At 41.9% G+C, this 19,520-nt stretch carries 21 protein-coding genes; 6 read left to right on the top strand and 15 right to left on the bottom strand.

Going from position 1 to position 19,520, the window contains the following annotated elements; translation table 11 throughout:
- Positions 1-155: 155 nt before the first annotated feature.
- The gene (locus tag FD723_RS21335; protein WP_179069223.1) at positions 156-377 is read left to right on the top strand and encodes a ferredoxin-thioredoxin reductase variable chain; all 222 of its coding nucleotides are present in this window, start codon (positions 156-158) and stop codon (positions 375-377) included.
- Between the two features lie 5 nt (positions 378-382).
- Here the strand turns inward: FD723_RS21335 and FD723_RS21330 are convergent, their stop codons facing one another.
- From FD723_RS21330 to FD723_RS21300, 7 genes are all read right to left on the bottom strand, one after another.
- Positions 383-604, bottom strand: a complete 222-nt coding sequence (locus tag FD723_RS21330) for a hypothetical protein (protein WP_179067139.1) — start codon at positions 602-604, stop codon at positions 383-385.
- Positions 605-721: 117 nt separating this feature from the next.
- A complete protein-coding gene (locus FD723_RS21325; protein ID WP_179067138.1) occupies positions 722-1,513 on the bottom strand; it encodes a YdcF family protein in 792 nt (263 codons plus the stop codon).
- A gap of 111 nt (positions 1,514-1,624) precedes the next feature.
- Entirely contained in the window at positions 1,625-2,131 is a 507-nt protein-coding gene (locus FD723_RS21320) for a hypothetical protein (RefSeq protein WP_179067137.1), read from the bottom strand.
- A gap of 105 nt (positions 2,132-2,236) precedes the next feature.
- A complete protein-coding gene (locus FD723_RS21315; protein WP_179067136.1) occupies positions 2,237-3,766 on the bottom strand; it encodes an AAA family ATPase in 1,530 nt (509 codons plus the stop codon).
- Between the two features lie 99 nt (positions 3,767-3,865).
- Positions 3,866-4,465 carry a 50S ribosomal protein L25/general stress protein Ctc gene (locus tag FD723_RS21310; protein ID WP_179067135.1) on the bottom strand — a complete coding sequence of 200 codons (600 nt, stop codon included), beginning with the start codon at positions 4,463-4,465 and terminating at the stop codon, positions 3,866-3,868.
- A 91-nt stretch (positions 4,466-4,556) separates the two neighbouring features.
- Positions 4,557-5,900 carry an adenylosuccinate synthase gene (locus FD723_RS21305; RefSeq protein WP_179067134.1) on the bottom strand — a complete coding sequence of 448 codons (1,344 nt, stop codon included), beginning with the start codon at positions 5,898-5,900 and terminating at the stop codon, positions 4,557-4,559.
- A gap of 200 nt (positions 5,901-6,100) precedes the next feature.
- Entirely contained in the window at positions 6,101-6,250 is a 150-nt protein-coding gene (locus FD723_RS21300) for a hypothetical protein (RefSeq protein WP_179067133.1), read from the bottom strand.
- Positions 6,251-7,501: 1,251 nt separating this feature from the next.
- Between FD723_RS21300 and nifH the strand changes: the two genes are divergently transcribed.
- Together nifH and FD723_RS21290 are read left to right on the top strand one after the other, a co-directional pair.
- Positions 7,502-8,392, top strand: coding sequence for a nitrogenase iron protein (gene nifH, locus FD723_RS21295; RefSeq protein ID WP_179067132.1), 891 nt, complete (start codon positions 7,502-7,504; stop codon positions 8,390-8,392).
- Between the two features lie 96 nt (positions 8,393-8,488).
- A protein-coding gene (locus FD723_RS21290) for an IS1 family transposase (protein WP_179067131.1) occupies positions 8,489-9,174 on the top strand; the annotation gives its coding sequence in 2 pieces (ribosomal slippage) (positions 8,489-8,828 and positions 8,828-9,174; 687 coding nt in all).
- A 163-nt stretch (positions 9,175-9,337) separates the two neighbouring features.
- Here FD723_RS21290 and FD723_RS21285 read toward each other — a convergent pair.
- The 4 genes from FD723_RS21285 to surE form a co-directional block, all read right to left on the bottom strand.
- Entirely contained in the window at positions 9,338-10,006 is a 669-nt protein-coding gene (locus tag FD723_RS21285; protein ID WP_179067130.1) for a PAP/fibrillin family protein, read from the bottom strand.
- Between the two features lie 233 nt (positions 10,007-10,239).
- Positions 10,240-10,863 carry a hypothetical protein gene (locus tag FD723_RS21280; RefSeq protein WP_179067129.1) on the bottom strand — a complete coding sequence of 208 codons (624 nt, stop codon included), beginning with the start codon at positions 10,861-10,863 and terminating at the stop codon, positions 10,240-10,242.
- A gap of 14 nt (positions 10,864-10,877) precedes the next feature.
- Positions 10,878-11,000, bottom strand: a complete 123-nt coding sequence (locus FD723_RS42960) for a hypothetical protein (RefSeq protein ID WP_256874888.1) — start codon at positions 10,998-11,000, stop codon at positions 10,878-10,880.
- Entirely contained in the window at positions 10,997-11,677 is a 681-nt protein-coding gene (gene surE, locus FD723_RS21275; RefSeq protein ID WP_179067128.1) for a 5'/3'-nucleotidase SurE, read from the bottom strand. Before surE ends, FD723_RS42960 begins: the two co-directional genes overlap by 4 nt.
- A 182-nt stretch (positions 11,678-11,859) precedes the next feature.
- Here surE and FD723_RS21270 point away from each other — a divergent pair, with 182 nt between their 5' ends.
- Positions 11,860-12,000 (top strand): hypothetical protein, encoded by a 141-nt coding sequence (locus FD723_RS21270; protein ID WP_179067127.1) that lies wholly within the window; start codon positions 11,860-11,862, stop codon positions 11,998-12,000.
- 364 nt (positions 12,001-12,364) lie between these two features.
- Positions 12,365-13,105, top strand: a complete 741-nt coding sequence (psb32, locus tag FD723_RS21265; protein ID WP_179067126.1) for a photosystem II repair protein Psb32 — start codon at positions 12,365-12,367, stop codon at positions 13,103-13,105.
- Positions 13,106-13,194: 89 nt separating this feature from the next.
- On the opposite strand, the gene FD723_RS21260 is transcribed toward psb32, so the two are convergent.
- From FD723_RS21260 to FD723_RS21250, 3 genes are all read right to left on the bottom strand, one after another.
- Entirely contained in the window at positions 13,195-13,578 is a 384-nt protein-coding gene (locus tag FD723_RS21260; RefSeq protein ID WP_179067125.1) for a DUF4346 domain-containing protein, read from the bottom strand.
- A gap of 90 nt (positions 13,579-13,668) precedes the next feature.
- Positions 13,669-14,847, bottom strand: coding sequence for a GNAT family N-acetyltransferase (locus tag FD723_RS21255; RefSeq protein WP_179067124.1), 1,179 nt, complete (start codon positions 14,845-14,847; stop codon positions 13,669-13,671).
- Positions 14,848-15,000: 153 nt separating this feature from the next.
- Positions 15,001-15,741, bottom strand: coding sequence for a RibD family protein (locus tag FD723_RS21250; RefSeq protein ID WP_179067123.1), 741 nt, complete (start codon positions 15,739-15,741; stop codon positions 15,001-15,003).
- 293 nt (positions 15,742-16,034) lie between these two features.
- Between FD723_RS21250 and FD723_RS21245 the strand changes: the two genes are divergently transcribed.
- Positions 16,035-18,182, top strand: a complete 2,148-nt coding sequence (locus tag FD723_RS21245) for an ATP-binding protein (protein WP_179067122.1) — start codon at positions 16,035-16,037, stop codon at positions 18,180-18,182.
- A gap of 238 nt (positions 18,183-18,420) precedes the next feature.
- Here the strand turns inward: FD723_RS21245 and FD723_RS21240 are convergent, their stop codons facing one another.
- On the bottom strand, positions 18,421-19,488 hold the full coding sequence (locus FD723_RS21240) for a Gfo/Idh/MocA family protein (protein ID WP_179067121.1): 1,068 nt from the start codon (positions 19,486-19,488) through the stop codon (positions 18,421-18,423).
- Between the last annotated feature and the right edge of the window lie 32 nt (positions 19,489-19,520).

Genomic DNA, 19,520 nt, shown 5'->3' with positions numbered 1-19,520 from the left:
TTGCTAAAACGTGCCTGGACGCAGAGGGTTAAATGCGCCGTTGCACCCCGATGAAGCGTCAAGAAATAGCTGATTAAATCAAATTCTAAACGATTTAATCATATATTTTGTAGCAGATACTTGTGGAAAAGAAAATGCTAGGTGTAAATGTTGTTATGAAAGTTGGCGATCGCGTCCGCGTTAAAGAATCGGTGGTAGTGTATCATCATCCTGAACATCGGAATCAGGCTTTTGACATCAAAGGCACAGAAGGTGATGTAATCGGTATTGCCACCCAATGGCAAGGCAGACCCGTAAGCGCTAATCTGCCTGTTGTAGTCCAGTTTAGTAAAAAATTCAAAGCCCATTTACGTGAAAATGAGTTAGAAGTCATCTAAATCACTTATCGGCGGCGAAACCACTGAAAAATATTCAGTTCGCCGCGCATTCTTTTAAGTTCTTGGCGGTTTTGTTCTGCTGGTGTATAATACCAATCACAATGACGTTGAAACTCTGACCGCGACCTAACTTCGTGGTAGAACTGGTGGGTTGTTTGGTAAGAGGCAAAAGCTTCCTCAACTTGGGGTTGAGGGGATGGCATGATATAAGGTAAATTTTTAGACATAAAGTTAGGAGTTAGTTAGAAGTTAGGAGTTAGAAGTTAGGAGTTTAGGCAATTACTAGATTTTATAATTAACAATTTATAACTTAATAATTAACAACTCATAACTCCTAACTTTAATCAAAGCCAACCACGTAAGCGATAGATAAAAGAACCAATATACTCTTTTAAAGCGATAGTAAATTGGTGTAAGTTGTCGGTATCAGGTAATAAATTTAGTATAGCGGCTTTGGGAGTGCTGCCGAGTTCTTGCAACTCACCTTCACTCACCAAAAAGTCAGTTGGTGCAGGAATAACATTGATTCCTTGACGCCGGAAAATCTGAAGCGATCGCGGTATATGCATTGCCGAAGTTACTAATAATACCTGACGAATACCACGAGACTCCAAAATTTTTCGGACATTAACAGCATTTTGATAAGTATTGAGAGAGTCAGGTTCTTGAACAATCGCCTCAGATGGAATACCAATAGATGTGAGGATTGTTGCCATATCTGCCGACTCTGGCGAACCACTTCCCCGCCAATCGATGCGACCGCCGCTGAGAATGATTATAGGCGCTTTTTTCTGAAGATAGAGTTGTGCAGCGTAGATAACGCGATCACCTGCTTCACTCAAATCGACAGTAGGTCTTGGGAAAAAAGCTGATTTAGTTGCACCACCCAAAACCACAATCGCTTCTGCATTAGGTATTTGAGCGAGTGGAAGATTTTGCCATTCTAGCGATCGCACTAACGATTTAGCAATCCAGGCGTTACTACAAAATAGCAATAAAATTAGGGAAAAAGCAATTGCGATCGCCGCAGTCCGCGGTCGTCTCCACAACGTTACTAATGCTACCACCAAGCTTACACACGCTAATCCTAGTGGATAAAAAAATAGTGGCAGTAATTTAGATAGATATAAAAACATAATGGGGATTAGGGAGATGAGGGAGTGTGGGGAGATGAGGGGGTGTGGGAGGAGATGAGAATTTTGCTTCCCTCTCCTCCCACACCCCCCACATCCCGCAATCCCCAGTCCCTACCTTTCCCAAAACCTGAAATTGAAACGACTTCCAGGGGCGCGACGGTAACGGCGTCCAGCCCTTCTTGTTTGACGTTTGTTGATCCTCTCGTTTGTTGGTTCAACTTCGCCTTCTTCTGGTTCTTCAACTTGCAACTGAGTTCTAGTTTCTTCCTTACTTCCCCACCAAGCAGTAATCCAGCCTCCAGCTAAAGCGCCTAATCCACCTAGTAAGATACTCATAGGTGCTGGATAACCCAGATAAACAAAGCCTAGCATGAAAAATAACCAGTATTTTAATCCTGTATCGACACCATCAGAGGAAGCGACCGCTGGAGCCTGGGGGCTATTATCGGTTACATTGGTGATCCAGCTTAAAATGAAACCGCCCATAATTCCTAAGAAGATACTCAGGGCTGGTGCGGAGCCGGTCATAATTAATATAAATGTTAAAAATGCCCCAAATAATAGTTGAGAAAAGAAGCTAGGAGAAATACTGAAAAAGTCGTTCTTTTTGTCTGCCATAGAATAAAAAACTAACTAATTACTAATTCGTAATTCGTAATTGAATCGAAAATTACGAATTACGTAGCTTGCTTCTCGCCTTTGGCGAGTATTACGAATTACGAATTATTTTAATTGTGCCTGTTGTGTTTGAGTTGTATCCCAAATCTTCACATAAGGTTGTTCATCTTCAGTGAAAGGTTCAGCTTGGTTGATTTGTGAGTCTAATAAATCGGCAGTGGCATCAGCAATATCACCAGTGCGATTGTTCAAACGCTCTTTTATCACTTCCAGCGGTGCTGTACATTGGATAATCTGAATGGGAAGTTGATGCTTTATAGCTTGTGCGATCGCTTCTTGCCGTAAATGTTGTTTATCATACTTGGCATCCAAAATCACCGAAAAACCTTGTTTAGCCAAGATAATTCCCAATTCTAACAGCCGTGTGTAAGTTTTCTCGGTCATCTCCGGCGTATACAAATCATCGCCACCCTTTTCCCACAACGGAATTCCCCCTAAATGCTTCCGTACCGCATCAGAACGTAGGTGAATTGCTCCCTGTTGACGGGCTAAAGACCTTGCTGTGGTACTTTTACCAGAACCCGACAACCCCGACATCAAAATTAGTTGTCCCTGGTTTGGTTTAGTGTATTCCCAAGCCTGTTTGTAATAGTCAGCAGCCGTTTTTGTTGCTTCTTCCTTTACTGTCGCAGGTACACTCGGATCGTCTAACAAAAATGATGTCACCTTAGCTCGGACGTAAGCCTGACGACTTAAGTACAAAGGCAGCACTTGTAAGCCTTCCCAGTCACCAGTTTGCTCTATATAGGCATTCAAAAACGCATTACCCAAATCTTTGCGTTGGCGAGCTTCCAAATCCATCACCGTGAACGCCACATCGTACATCACATCGACAAAGCGGAACGGCTCATTAAATTCAATGCAATCGAACAACAAAATTTTATCGTGCCACAGGGCAATATTTCTCAGGTGTAAATCCCCGTGACATTCACGAATATAGTCGTTGTGAATTCTGCTAGCAAATAATTCTGGACGTTCGGCAAAAAATTTATCTGTATATTGCTTTGTTTCTGTAAACTGCGTCTGCGTCTGGGGGCCACCAATATACTTCTCACTTTGCTCATAATTCTCATCAAAGGCAGCCCGGACATTTGCCACTTCCCCAAAAGTACGAATATAATCATTCGTCTCTGCTTCAGCATGGTACTTAGCCACTACCCGCCCTAACTCATCTAGGCGTGTCTCATTTAACTTACCTTCTTCAAAAAGCGTACTTAATAGCGACTCTTGAGGAAACTGGCGCATCTTCAGCGCATATTCTACAGCCTCGGCCGTTCCCTCTAACTGATATTGCTCCCCAACCAAAGTTATGGGCAAAACTTCTAAATAAAGTTCACCAGCACCCCGCTGATTTAACCGTAACTCTTCCTGACAAAAATGCTGCCGCTTATCTAAGGTGGAAAAGTCCAAAAAGCCAAAATTCACAGGTTTTTTCAGTTTATAGACGTAATCCCCAGTTAACAGCACATAAGAAACGTGGGTTTGAATTAGTTGAATAGGTTCTGTTACCTTATGGGGATAAAATTCAGGCTGCAACATTTGCTGAATTAAAGCTGGAAGAGTCGCTTCTGTCATCTCTGTCCTCTGCGCTCTTTGCGCCTCTGCGGTTCAAATACAAAAAAACCAGGAGTTCCCCCCTGGTGTCATCAAAAATTATTACACAGTTTACCTAGCTTAAGAAGCTGCTTCAGTTTCCGTGCCAGCATCTTCAGCGCTAATTTGTGGTGGCAAAACACTGACAACAAGTCGTTCCGATTCAGCTAGAGGTGTGACACCTTCAGGAAAGGCTATATCACTAATACTCAAGCTATCTCCAATTTGCAGATTAGAGACATCGATTTCGATGACATCTGGGATGTTTTCTGGCGCGCAACTCACTTGCAATTCAGAGATTACGGTGTCTAACACGCCACCCTCTTGTTTAACACCAACAGCAGTTCCCACAAACCGCAGACGTACTTCTACAGTGGTGTCACCGTGGCCAGCAACCGCAAAAAAGCTGAGGTGATAAGGCGTACCTTTGGCTGGATGGATCTGAAGTTCCCGCAGTAAGGTTTTACCGCGCCAAGGTGCATCAGCAATATTTAACTCAATCAAGGTGTTGTTGACGGAAGCTCTTTTGAGCAAACGCTCAACAGTTTTGGCCTCAATGGTCAAAGAAATAGACTCTGTACCCTTATGACCATACAAATTGGCAGGTATCAATCCAGCACGGCGCAAAGCTCTTGGCTTGCTGCCTTCTGGACGTTTTTGAGATTCGACTGTAATAGCCATAGAAGTTGTCCTTTGTCAGTTGTCAGTTGTCCTTTGTCCTTTGTCATTAGTCATTTGCTAATGACCAATGACAAATGACTAATGACTAAATTTACGCACTAAGTAGGGTAGCAGGTGTCCCGTCAGGGTGCAATAAAGCGCGTTTGGGCCCGTGGATGGGGTCTTCTACGATTATGGTTTGATCGCGGCTGGCTCCGAGTGAGACGATCGCGATCGGAACTTCCATCAATTCGGCTAAGAATTTGAGATAGTCCAATGCCCGTTTTGGCAAGTCTTCTAGAGTGCGGCAGTCAGTTGTTGACACTTGCCATCCTGGTAAGGTTTTGTAGATGGGGCGACATCTCGCAAATTGACGGGAACTTGTGGGGAAGTGTTCGCTGCGTTGGCCATCTATGTCATAAGCGACACAAACTTGGATTTCCTCTAATTCATCGAGAACATCCAGTTTGGTCAGCGCCATACAATCCATGCCGTTAATCCGCACAGCATAGCGACCAATGACGGCATCAAACCAGCCACAGCGACGTTTGCGCCCGGTGGTTGTGCCAAATTCGGCACCGCGATCGCACAGCAACTCTCCCAACTCTCCATCTAATTCAGTGGGAAATGGCCCCTCTCCGACACGAGTTGTATAGGCTTTTGACACCCCAATTACCCGATCAATCATTGTCGGCCCTACCCCTGCACCAACACAAGCCCCACCTGCTACCGGGTTAGAGGAGGTTACATAAGGATAAGTTCCATGATCTAGATCGAGGAGCGTACCTTGTGCGCCTTCAAACAAAATATTGCGCCGTCGCTGAATCGCATCGTATATTTTCAACGATGTATCAATAACATAAGGGCGCAAGCGTTCTGCATAACCCAAATACTGTTCAATCACCTCTTGTGGATCTAGAGGCGGCAAGTTGTAAAGCTTTTCTAAAATGACGTTTTTATAATTAATCGTCCACTCTAACTGCTCGCGTAGCCCGTCCGGGTTCATCAAGTCTAAAACCCGAATACCTGTACGCTCAGATTTGTCAGCATAAGTCGGCCCAATGCCCCGACCTGTTGTGCCGATCTTATAGCTTCCCCGTCGTTCTTCCGATGCCTGGTCAATCAACCGATGATAAGGCATGGTTACGTGGGCTGTCTCAGATATCAGCAGGTGGTCAGTGGAAATATTTAAATCTTTTAGTTGGTCGATTTCTGCGATCAAAATCTGTGGATCGATCACTGTTCCACAGCCGATAATGCAATCGGTATTTGGATACAAAATACCAGAGGGAATCAAGTGCAGTTTAAAGGTCTGACCTTTGACTACAATCGTATGTCCAGCATTGACACCCCCTTGGTAACGCACCACAACATCTGCGGAACGGCTGAGTAAGTCAGTTATTTTACCTTTTCCTTCATCGCCCCATTGGGCACCTATGACAATGACGTTAGCCAAGAGCTTATATTAAGAAGTAAAGTTTCCACAAACTATTATTATTAACACATTGTGTGAATCATGTCAATCATAAAATTCCTCCAAGAGCGCGAGAGCAGTTAGTCATTTTTATCGGCATATCTAGAAGCTTGGGCGAAAGTCTAAGTTGCGGCACTCCCCCGTGATTGCCTACGGTGTACACACAAGTCTTGAAATCCTACTTAACGTTTGATTTCGTCGTCTAGCTTTAGGTTGGTTGTGCGATCGCTCTGGAAGCAAGTCATTGCCAACGTGAGTACATCTTGTAGAGATTCGGGAATTATAACTAAATTACTCGGACATGATATGACGTGAAAAGTTAGGTAGTTCATTCTACTTTTACATTTACAAAATTTTCGACTGCAAAAATAAGAAATTTTGTTTTCTTTATCAAACATTAGTTTTAAGTACTTTTATCAAATACCCAAAAGTATCTAACTGCACATATTGTCTATAAGAAATATTTTTATTAACTAACAAAGAGCGAGGACGTAACTTATGACTATTAAAGGTTACAAGGATAATCTTCTATTAAATAGATAAATAATTTGAGATTCGGCAAATTAATTAGTGAGATGTATGTTATGGTTTTTATAGGAATCAAACAAGTAAAAACACAAAAAGACTTCAAGACAAGTTTGAGGCAAGCTCAAGAAAGTTTTTTTGCTCTGGTAAGTCCCCTTCAATTAGCTACATCTTTTTTTAACGAAAATCTAAAACTAGATTGAGTAGGATAGTAGCCTTTGTAACAACTTGAAGTCAATCAAAATTTATCTGGGTATGAGCCAATAAGAGTTGGCTAACCTAGCTAGAGCATTACTAGCCAAAGGCAATTACTCTTGGAGTCTGGGAAGAAAGACTCTTAGTACAGCCTGACAATTCAATAGAAATACAGAATATTTACTAACTTCGTCTTGCGGGAGTAAAGGTTTTCAATCGCAAACTAAGTTAAAGCAGTTGTTGACTTTTGGAACGAAAAATTCAAGCAGAATGGTGTCTTTCCATAATTTCGAGGAATTTAACCATACTGTTAAAAGTCACCAAAATATTATCTAAGCCACAGTTTTAGGGGTTGCCTGTGCAGACATTATAATACTGCATCTGTAACTGCTAATTTTAGGCTGAAATTTATTTTGCTGTATCAATCACGAAACGAGAAGCACTATAGATTTTCTTGGTTACTTGACATCAACAAAATCAGAAAATTTGTAGCGACCATTTAAGAGTGGATTGCAATTTGGTTGGTTGTGTGGTTCAAGGAACAAATCTGCGTTCATTTGAATTCCTGCTGCAACCACTCTTGAGGCTTGAGCAACCATTTGGGATTGCTTACAACAGATGATAGTGCTGAAGTCATAGTTTCCAAGGCTTCGTTACTAGGAGATTAGATTTTTCTATCTCTTCAGCTATCGTTTCGTGGGTAAATATGTTCTGATTTTAAATGTTTTTGCCAGGGTGCGATGTCTAGCGACAAGTCGCTACGCGTCTACGCCAACAGGCTCTACTTCCCTACAGCACCAAGGGTGAATATCTCATATCAAGCTTCCGATTCATCAACTAAATCATTGTAGGAAAACACAACCATGACTGACCAAAAGATTAGACAAATAGCTTTCTATGGTAAAGGCGGTATTGGTAAATCTACCACTTCTCAAAACACCCTAGCAGCTATGGCTGAAATGGGTCAACGCATTCTAATTGTCGGTTGTGATCCTAAAGCTGACTCTACCCGTTTGATGCTACATAGTAAGGCTCAAACAAGCGTTCTGCAATTAGCTGCTGAACGCGGCGCTGTAGAAGATATTGAACTCGAAGAAGTAATGCTGACCGGTTTCCGCGATGTACGTTGTGTGGAATCTGGTGGCCCTGAACCTGGTGTAGGTTGTGCTGGTCGTGGTATTATCACCGCTATCAACTTCTTGGAAGAAAATGGTGCTTATAAAGATGTTGATTTTGTAAGTTACGACGTTTTGGGTGACGTTGTGTGCGGCGGTTTTGCTATGCCTATCCGTGAAGGTAAGGCACAAGAAATCTACATCGTTACCTCTGGTGAAATGATGGCGATGTATGCAGCTAACAACATTGCTCGTGGTGTTCTTAAATACGCTCACACAGGCGGCGTGCGCTTGGGTGGTCTAATTTGTAACAGCCGTAACGTTGACCGGGAAATCGATTTAATCGAAACCTTGGCAAAACGTTTGAACACCCAAATGATTCACTACGTACCTCGTGACAACATTGTTCAACACGCAGAATTGCGCCGGATGACTGTTAACGAGTACGCACCTGACAGCAATCAAAGTAACGAATATCGGACATTGGCTACCAAGATTATCGATAACAAGAACCTCACTGTCCCTACCCCCATTGAGATGGAAGAGTTAGAAGAGTTGTTGATTGAATTCGGTATCCTTGAAAGTGACGAAAATACCGCAATGCTGGTTGGTAAGTCTGCTACTGAAGCACCTGTTTAAAGTATTGCTAGGTCAATAATGGTTTAAGGTGGGCTTGCTGCCCACCTTAAACCATTTGGCGTTGCATAATAGAGAGATGAATTGAGGTCATCTACTGTGCAATGTCCATACTGCGGCTCTACGGAAATCAGAAAGAATGGGAAACGTAAAGGTAAACAAAATCACATTTGTACTCATTGCAATCGCCAATTTATTGATGTATACGATCAGCCAAAAGGATATTCAGAAGAACTAAAACAAGAATGCTTAAAAATCTACCTTAACGGCATGGGTTTTCGTGGTATTGAACGAGTTAAAGGCGTACACCATACTACGATCATCTATTGGGTCAAACAACTAGGAGATAAGCTGCCAGATGTACCAAAAGAAGATATGATTCCAGAAGTTGCAGAACTGGATGAATTAGAGACATTCATCGGCTCAAAAAAAACAAAATTTGGTTGTGGACAGCAGTAAATCACTTTACTCAAGGTATTTTAGCTTGGGTTTTAGGAGACCATAGTTCTGAAACTTTTAAGCCACTTTGGGAAATTGTTGAACAGTGGAAAAGCTATTTTTATGTGACCGATGGCTGGAAGGTTTACCCAAGTTTTATCCCCGATGGAGACCAAATTGTGAGTAAAACATATATGACACGGCTGGAAAATGAAAATACTCGGTTACGTCATTATCTTGCACGCCTTCACCGCAAAACTTTATGCTATTCCAAATCAGAACAAATGCTGAGATACTCGATTAAATTATTACTTCATTATTTAAAGTATAAAATTGTACCAACATAAATTAATTCATCCCTTCATTCAGCAATGCCAATTTCTATGTTCGCCAATTGGCATGGCAAGAAAGTAAATATATTACTGATCAATGGGATGTATCTCTAACCTGTGGGCTAAGTTCAGGAATGGGATGTATAGGAAAATCAGAAGATGGTAGTCCAATCGCTATCTACGTAGAGTAGGTTTTTATTAAGGAGGTGAAGTCAGGGAAATCATTGCATTTACTCAGAATGAATAAACTTCCATCTCCTCCACGTCCAATTCTTAAGTTTTCATCTAAGTAAGTAATATCTAGTGTGGCAGTTCTATTATTAGGATTATTAGCAGGGACAACCTTAAAGGGATTGAGTTGAGGGGTATTAATGCCGACAATCTTCTCAATCGATAGGTAGCGTTTGTCAAAATAAACGTTGATGCGTTTGTTCGATGGAAGCTCTAAGTCTTCTTTGGCTGGCTCAAAGCTAGCTGTCACTTTGACATATCCCGATACTAGCCCCAGAGGATGTTTAACCTTAGCTAAATTGAAAAACAATTTATTTGCAACATCAATCACTTGATAAACTTTACCCAGCTTTAATCCCAATGGGAGGGAAACTAAAGAACGGATTTCTCTTGCAGTGGAGTATTGGAGTTGCCAAGCTCCTTCGAGTAAAGAGGTAGCGTAGAGAAGAGGATTAAGATTGGGATTGACGCTCTCCAGTTCTGTCGTCAATTGTTCAATTTCTTCGGCTAAGGTTTTGTCTATCTGCAAGTCGGTAATGGGAGAACCATTGCTCTTAGTTGGAATATTCTCAAGGCTGGCTTGTAATTTTTCCTTGATTAAAAGTTGATTGTTCAATGATTGAATATTTTAATTTACGTATTTTATTACTTTACAGCTATTTTCAGGTAAATAGACCACGCGGTAGGGGCACAGCAATGCTCATTGGTGTCAACTTTTGCCAAAAATAGCTTAACTGTTGGCTTCGTTGCCCACCTGACGACAGATGTGGTTCAAATACATGAAAACTGCTGTAATTCAATTCAACTTTTATGCACTTACCGCATAAAAGTTGAATTATCTAAATGAGATTAGTCAATGAGTTGTGGGGTAGGAATTTGCGTATCGATGTCTGCTTGGGAATAAGTGGGAAGTAACCAGGTACTCTCACCCGCCTTGAATACTTTGGCAGGTTCTACATTCAATTCAATGGCACCGGTGGCTGGATTGGTTCTAGCAAGAGACTGTGTGCCATCAACGAACTGGATGGCGATTGGTTCAGTAAGTTCTTGTGGTTGAGCGTTTGGGCCTAAAACTACTTGAGAACCTGCGGGTAAGTAAATTCCATCACAATCCCAATCATCATCCGTGATTGTTCCTGCACCTAGAAAGTAGAGTTGGGTTGGAGATTTTTTTGGTTTGTTGGCATAGACAGCCAAAGTCTTTCCAGTTTCATTACGGCACTGCGCGCGCTTTCTAGCTGTTTCTATGATATTTTTCTGAGATTGCAATTGTGCCAATCGCTGCTGGAACTGCTCAGGTGTATAGCCAGCTTGCTCAGGTGTATCCTTTACAGTTAGAAGTTGATTGAGTGCCTGAGTTACCTCAGTATAGTCAGCCCCCTTAGTAAAATCCTTGCTTGCCCAAGAGGGTTGAGCAATTACTAGGTTTAGCATCAACACAAGAGCGACAAGAATTATTTTGAGAAACTGCATATTTTCTCCTTTTTTTAATTAGTCTTAAGTACTAGTGAAACTTTACCAGATTTCAAAACCTGAAAAATTTTGACTGCATCAGTAATTTTGCTTACGATCGCGATCGCACTAACCAATAGCTGTAAGATAATTGTCAAACCCTTAACTGTGTCACCGCGATATTGCCGGAAAAACAGACATCCACATCGCTACCAGGAGTGCGATCGCGTTTGCCATATTCCCCTACATAATAAAAATCATCGCCTTCAATTCGATAGTTCACAGGCAAAGGTTTAGTACAGGGTTGGCAAAACACTAAATTAGGATCGGGTTCTCCTGGTTGCAGATGCGGCAAGTTCACATTCCAAAAACTTCCTAGTTCTAGAGGACGCTTGAGTAAGTCCGCTAAAACTTCAGCTGTCAATTTGGCAGCTAGATCCCAATCAAAACTCTGCTTGGCTTTGCGATACTGGGAAATTGCAACTCCAGGAATACCGTGCATTGCCGCTTCCCGCACGGCGGCCACTGTGCCAGAAATATAGGCATCGACTCCTAAATTGCCCCCAGCGTTGATACCTGAAAGTACAAAATTGACATCTGCGTTAATTTGTGTTATTGCAATTCTCACACAATCAGCAGGAGTACCGGCGATCGCATATTCAGTCTCAGAACGTCGCTGGAGGTTGATAGCACGAGTGGTAGTAACTTGATGTCCACAGCCAGACTGATGCTCGGCAGGAGCCGCGATAATAGTATTTATGCCGTTTACAGCTTTGAGTAGAGCTTGGATACCGGGGGCATCAATGCCGTCGTCGTTAGTTAGTATGATAGTCATGTATGGCAATCCGATAGCGAAGCGGTAGCGAGTCATCGAGCGTCTTTGATTTCTGAATCATTTGTAGAGAAAGGGAACAAGGAATAGGGAACAGGGAATAGAGATGTACCGAGTTTTATTCAAAAATCGAACAGGAGTCCCATGTATATTATTGAGATAGATTTAGCTAAAATATCAGAAAAATGCAGATATATCGCTTTTTCGGTAAGCTCGGAATATATTGCATAGAAACCAGCGATCGCTACATCACCCATCAATGGGTAAAGCAGGAAAAGCTACTTGCAGATATGAAAAAATATACTCGATTCTGCCAAAAATATTGATCATAAGATATGATTTTTAGATGGTTTGCAAATTCCGCCCTAAGCATTTGGGTTAACTCCCAAAATGGGCGGTATTTCTTGTGACTAGCAAGAATGTTAGCCTCAAGTTAATGCTTGCAGCCACCCTAAAAGAAGTTTGTGCAATCAAAAAATCCTGTGTAATATACATCAGGGAACAGGGAACAGGGTTGAAAGTCTCTTGATATATGGCTTTGTACTTAAAATTTGTACCTCACTTACCTAGAATCTGCTGTATCTCTGCTAGAAGTAGTAGAAATTTCATACTGGAGAAAATCGGGAAAGAGGTGATTTTTGCAGTGGTTCTGTAGTATTTTTGGTGCAAGTCTGTCTTAGGAATCACACAATGAAACAGCTTTTCAAACAATTATTTAGCAGTCAAAAACACCTCATTCAGCTAATTCTACCTTTGGTGACGGTTATTATTTTAGCAGCCTCACTGTTTGCCACACCTGCTTTAGCCACAGGTGTGTATCAAATACCCAGCCTGACAGCAGGGAATAACACCTGGGTTTTGGATCAAGGTGAAGTTATCAGCCGTCTGAATGAAGGTAAAATTAGCAGCGCTTTCGAGGATTTGGCAAAGCAAACAAATAAGGAAGTCAGAATTGTGACTGTTCGCCGCCTCGACTACGGTGAAACACCAGAAAGCTTTACTAAAGAACTGTTTGAAAAATGGTTTCCCACAAAAGAAGCCCAAAAGAATCAAACTTTATTGGTGATTGACACAGTTACCAATGGTACTGCTATTCTGACTGGGGATGAAGTTAAACCTTTACTCACTGACGCTATTGCTGAGAGTGTAGCGACTGAAACCGTAAGTGTGCCATTACGCAATGGTAACAAATACAATCAGGCATTTCTCGATGCAAGCGATCGCCTTGTCGCCGTCCTCTCCGGCAAAGCCGATCCAGGGCCACCTAAAATAACTGACAATGTACAGGTAGAAGGCACCTACAAGAAAGCAGAAGAAACCGACCAAGGTAATGCTACTGCTTGGGTAGTAGGATTGTTAATTGCCGCCACCGTTATCCCAATGGCGACTTACTATATCTATCAGATAAATCAGCCATCATCTGATGGGTAATGGGAGAGTTGTTCAATTTTAGATTTTTAATTTTGGATTTTGGATTGAAAGAAAAATCTAAAATCTAGAATCTAAAATCTAAAATTGGCTTAATCTTGAACATACTCTTGCCTTGTAACTAAAGCTACCTCAGCCCGAACAAATTCTCGACCCAAATAAGCTGCATGATTTAATTGAGTTACAGGAGGGGGCTGAGTTTCTTCAAAAATCTTGACGCAGAGTTCTTTTGCCGTTCTCGCGTTAAAGACTGTGGTATGAGTTCGTTCTACCTTTTCTCGCGCGGGAATTACCTTTCCCGTTTCGGGATCGATAGCTAAACCGCGATCGTCAATTACATTTGTAAAATGCTTGGCATAAATTAACCCTGCATCTCGATCTAAGTAAATAATAAAATATCCACCGGGATCGAGGTCAATATGACGCTGGGAAAGTTTATCATCAATTGCGGCTAAATCTTCAACTATTAAATCCATAAGCATTATAAAAAGAAATTTTCTTTCTTCAAGATTTTTATACTCTATATCAAGTGTAATTCGTCGTTTACCGTCTGCCTTGGTAAACTTTTAAGAATCTCGGTTACTAAATGGCAACTCTGCATTAATTGCCTCAATCTGCTGCTGTTCGAGTTGATTCACTTCCTTAATATAGGGACGTATAATTTGTCCTAAACGATTATTGTAAAATCGGTGCAAACTGTGGTTGGGCATGGCAGGGAAACCACGGCGTTTTTTATGTCGTCCACCCGCGCCAGGGTCAAAAATTTGGATGCCGTTAGCGATCGCCCACTCAATTGGCGCATAATAACAAACATCAAAATGTAAGCAATCTATTTCTTGAAAACTTCCCCAATAGCGTCCATAAAGTTTGTCATCTTTAAACAAACAAAAAGACATTCCTAAAGGATGAGAGTTATCTGCCTCGCTATATGCAGCAACAAACAAGACTCGATGGCGATAATCTGAGTGTAGCTGCTCAAAAAAGCGCTGTGTGAGATACTTACTACCCCACCAACCAAACTTATCACAGGTGTCAGCATAGAAACGGTGCATCAAGGGAAACAAAGACTGAGGAATTTCATCACCAGTCAGTGGTTGTAATCGTAATCCTGCTTTCTCCACAGCTTTGCGTTCCCGCTTGATATTGCGGCGTTGATTGGCGTTAAACACCTTTAAGTAGTCATCAAAAGTTTTAAAGCCTGCATTTTCCCAGATGTAGCTGTGGTGTAGCCAAGTTGTAAAACCATGCCGTTCCAGGATAGGACGCCATTGGGGATCGACGTAGAGAAAATGACACCCAGAAATTCCATTTTTGGAGCAAAAAGTGTCAATTTCATGCACCATTATGGCTGTAATTTCATCCTCATCTTCTCCTGGGGCGATTAAAAACCGATAGCCTTCAGCCGGGGTAAATGGTGTCATTCCCAGCAATTTTGGGTAATACTGGACTCCGATGCGATCAGCTAACTCTGCCCATTGGTGATCGAAAACAAACTCACCAGAACTATGTCCTTTAAGATAAAGTGGCGCAGCAGCAATCAGCGTTCGATCTCGCCACAATGTCAAGTGATTCGGCAACCAACCAGTTTTGGCCGTAGCACTCTGGGAGGTTTCAATATTGTTCAGCCACTCCCATTCTAAAAATGGCGTTTTGAGTGGCATTGCCAAAGCATTCCAGGCATTTTGGGGTACTTCAGCGATTTTGTTCGTCCAAACGACAGAATAGCGAGGCTTAGGTTGTTCCACTTTTTAGAAGAGTAGGGAGTAGTGGGGAGAGTAGGCAGGGGGCGGGGAGATGAGGGAGATGGGGAGAGAAGATAATACTAACTCCTAACTCCTAACTCCTAACTCAGCACTCCTAATGCCCCATGCCCAATCAATAACTTAACTTAGCGTAATCTAATCTGCGGGTCGTTGCAGGCGATAGTGCAAAAACACTTCTTGCTCAACTGTATTCACTTCTAAAAGTTGCAACTTGGGAGCTAAATTGGGTAAAAATCCTTTCCCATCTACAGGTGTGGGTGCAGTATTACCACCTAAAATCAGCGGACAAACAGTCAACCATAATTCATCAATTAAATCTAATTCCAGTAAAGAAGCGACTAATTTACCTCCACCTAAGACTACCAAGCGTGTTATATGTAGAGTGGCTAGATGCTTCAAAGCTGCGGGAATATCAATTTCTCGCGTTGGTGTTTCAAAAACCAGAATTTGCTCAAATTCTGAAGGGCACTCCTCTACTTCATTTCCCAGAGTTGAGGAAAGCGTCTGTAAACGTCCTTTCCATGAAACCGCTCCTGCTGTTGTCGTGAGTAACCAACGTCTAACTGGTTGCTGAAAAAAGTGAATTTCCGGATTAAGGTTTGCAGAACGTGTAGTCACTATATGAATTGGCTGCGGAGGCTTCCCTGCTTGGGCCCGAAGTTGCACTAGAGTTGGATCTGATACTGTAAGTGTTGTTCCATAAGCGCCCAGAGTACCAGCACCGAATAGAACAGCATCAGAGGCAGCGATTTGTTTTTCTAAGTGTGCTTTATCAACCCTTGAGCCAAATCGAGCAGGCGATCGCTTAAAATCTGCTATCTTACCATCTACACTCATTGCTAAAACAACTGTAGTATGAGGACGATGTTGCAACATTAACTTGATTTGATAGTTTTAATATTTTCTTTAGTCGTGTATAAATTCTCAAAAAAACCATGCCTGCAAGCTACTGTTTTACAATTTCACCACTGTATTTATATGCAGCACAAATCACTTTCATATCTAGCATCTACAAGTTTTGGTATCCCACGTTTCTTTTTGGATTATAGCAATTTGTTATTTTTAAACATTGAAAATAAAATTCTGATAATTTAATAAAATGTCTCATCTAGCTGGTCTAATTACATATCTTTGCTGTTGTGGTTTGCAGATGCAAAGTGAGACACTCGATGACTAATTCCCGCCAATCTTCTTTTCGCCGAATTTTAGTAACGAGAATATTGCTGCTGTTCGTTCCAGTTTTACTTGTAGGTGAGATTGTTGCCTTAAATAAGGCACGTTCTAGCATATTGGGAACTGCGCGTCAAAATTTAACCGAAAGCGCCATCAGTAAAGGTGAGAGAATTGGAGATGCGCTCGCAATCTTAAAAGCTAATTTACTGAGTGTAAGTAAAACGACAGTTATTCCGTCAGGTTCGCCCATACAAGAACAAGAAATTCTCACGCAGTTAAGGCAACAACTTCCAGCCAGTATTGAATGCATCCAATTGACGAATCTGCTAAACCAGAAAATAATTGCTAGTAGCTGTGGAGATAAAGCTATTGGAGAATTGATATTACCTTTGCCAAGTGACGGAATCGATGTCAAATCAATCTTGCCACCAAAGGCAGGAATGACTGGAAAAAGAAACACACAAAATCAACTGCAAGTAGTTTTATCTGCACCAGTTTCCGATAGCCCAAGAAATTTAGTTTACAGCTTAAGTATTCAGTCTGCTTTGTACCAACAAACCAGAAATCCACCTGGCTCGCTCACAGGTGCAATGGTAGTGATTGCTGAAGATGGTACAATTTTGGCACACCCATTTGCAGACTGGGTGGGAACTAATATCAATCAGCACCCTTATGCTTCTCAACTCAAAAGCATAATTAAAAATGCGTTGGTGCAGCCCGCCGCAGGCATCGCTGGGCGAAATGATTCGATAAATTTGTCTTTTACAGATGGCAAAGAATTAGTAGCTGGCTATACAGCTATTGCAAATCCACTTAGTCAACAGCAGCAGGAAAAATGGGTAGTCTTAGCTGTTACAAGTGTTGAGAATGCGCTTTTTGGTTTAGAAGAAATCAAACTAATTCTCATCGTTTTGACCGTTGGTTTGATTGGTGCAAGCTTGTTAGCATCCCTATATTTAGCTCCTTACTTGGCCCGTCCTGTAGAAGAATTGCGAGATTACGCTCTCAATATTCACTCTCACCACGCTGCACAACCAGTGCCGCACAATTTTCAAATTCGGGAATTCAATCAACTGGCCCAAGCCTTAGACCAAATGGTAGAACGGCTCAAAGCTGGGTCAGAAGAACTAGAAATAGCTTGGAAAGAAGCAAAAACCGCTAACCAAATTAAAAGCCAGTTTTTGGCTACGACTTCTCATGAATTGAGAAACCCATTAAATATTATTATTAACTGTATTCGCCTGGTTGAAGATGGCTTATGTGATGACCGAGAAGAAGAAATGGAGTTTCTCAAACGTGCAGATGAAACAACGATTCATTTGCTAGGTATTATTAATGATTTACTCGACATTTCTAAAATCGAAGCAGGTAAGCTTTCCGTCGTCTCTATACCCCTTGACCTCAGACAAATATTGTTAGAGGTGATTAATTTACAATCAGTAAATGTTCAACAAAAGGGCTTGCAATTGAAATGTGAGTTAAATTCCCAAGTTATACCAATAAAAGCAGATGCGCCAAAACTAAAGCAAGTGCTGATTAATGTTATCGGTAATGCTACTAAGTTCACCGACACAGGAAGTATCACCATTACCACAGAAATTCAACAAAGTAGTGGTCAATCTCAGGTGGTAGTCGCCGTCAAAGATACAGGTATAGGCATCGATCCAACCCAACAACATAAACTATTTCGTCCCTTTGTGATGGTGAATGGCACAACCACGCGTCAGTTTGAAGGCACTGGATTGGGACTAGCAATTTCACGAAACTTAATCGAACTCATGGGAGGCAGCATTAGTCTTGAGAGTGCAGGACTTCATCAAGGTACAACACTGAAAATTACCTTACCTTTGATTGATATCTCGCTGTTAGCCGCTCCTAACAAAGAAGGAAATGTAGAGGATTTGGGATTATCTTCTGGGAATGACGGCGCAAAAGCAAGCCGCTACCCTAGCCTACAGGATGGGGGAAGTTCCTCTTTGGGGAGTAATAAGCCTGCGAAAATAGAGCTAGACAAAGAGATGTTACCAAAGTCCCTGGTACTAATTGGTAATGAGACTTGCGAGATTCGTCTTTCACCGTTGCAAACTATCCTAGTAAGTCTTCCAAAAAGAGGAGTTTGTGCGAATGGGACTTCCGAAAGGTAATTTTTTGACAGTTCAAATCTCGTTTCCAGCCGGAGGCTGGAAATGCTGCTCAAAAGCGGCTCTGCCGCCAGTAGGAGAGGCGGAGCCTCTAGGATGGCATTCCCAGTCAGAGACTGGGAACGAGATAATATCTAAAAGCTTGTACTAGGCTGGTTTTCACGTTAAGTTGACACCTATGGGCACTGCCGTGCCCTTACAGCTTGCGATATAATTTTGTACCTCATCTGAATGAGAACCGCTATATTGTTGATGCTTGATGAGCATTTAAAAAAACAGGTTTCCCACCTTGCTCAAGAGATGCTGTTAGAGCAGTAAGAATTTCTACTAACTCAGTGCCTACCCACCCAGATGAAACTTCTGAGGGAGTATTGTTGAGGATAGAGACAACAAAAGAGGAGCAAACCTTCTGCAATGGTTCCCCTGGCTCTAATTCCAGCACCACCTGCTTTTGATTTACAGGAATAAATTGATTACCCTGCTGTTCAAACTCTCCATGTAGCAAGGTTAGAGGTGACGATCGCAACATTTCATCAAAAATCAAACTACCAAGGCTACCTACAATCCCCAGCCGTCGCTGCTTATCAGAATTCAGCCAGCACAAATGAATATAAGCTTGAAAGCCATCTGGGTATGTCAGTGTTACCCATACTAAATCAGCTAAACCTTGAGATGGAGAGTGGGTTATTTCCCTATTGGCTTGCCCCTGCAACCACACCGTACTTGTTGCTTGTACTTTCACAGGAATTTGACCTAGCCAAGCGTTAAATATAGCAATATCGTGAATAGCTAAATCCCAGAGCGCATCAACATCTTGGCGGACAGGCCCTAAATGGGTGCGGGTAGCGTAACCATAGCGTAAATCACCTAATTTACCCGCCTGTACTACAGTTTTGCCTCGCTCAACTGCTGGGTGAAATAAATAAGTGTGGTCAACCATGAGTATTAAATGATGCTGCTCTGCTAAATGGCAAAGTTCCCGACATTCTACTGTTTTGAGAGTTAAGGGTTTTTCTGCCAAAACATGGTATCCCTCTTGGAGAGAATCTTTAATTAAGGCATAGTGGGTGGTAGCTGGAGTTGCGATCGCTACTCCTGTCAACTCTGGCAGTTTCTTTAAATCTTGCCATTGAGTTGTTAATATTACACTTTCATCTAAGTTAAACTGCTGATTGACCGCCGCTAATCGTTCTGGGTGGGGATCTACTACCGCAACTACACTTACTTGGGGATCTGCTAAGAAATTCCGCAGCAGATGCACTCCCCAACGCCCAACCCCGATGACAGCAATTTTAATTTGGTTTGTCATTATTTATGAGTCATTAGTCATTAGTCATTAGT

The sequence above is a fragment of the Nostoc sp. C052 genome (genome assembly GCF_013393905.1).
GTDB lineage: Bacteria > Cyanobacteriota > Cyanobacteriia > Cyanobacteriales > Nostocaceae > Nostoc.
The sequence above is the reverse complement of the archived record's forward strand: the minus strand, read 5'-3'. Positions and strand labels throughout refer to the sequence as shown.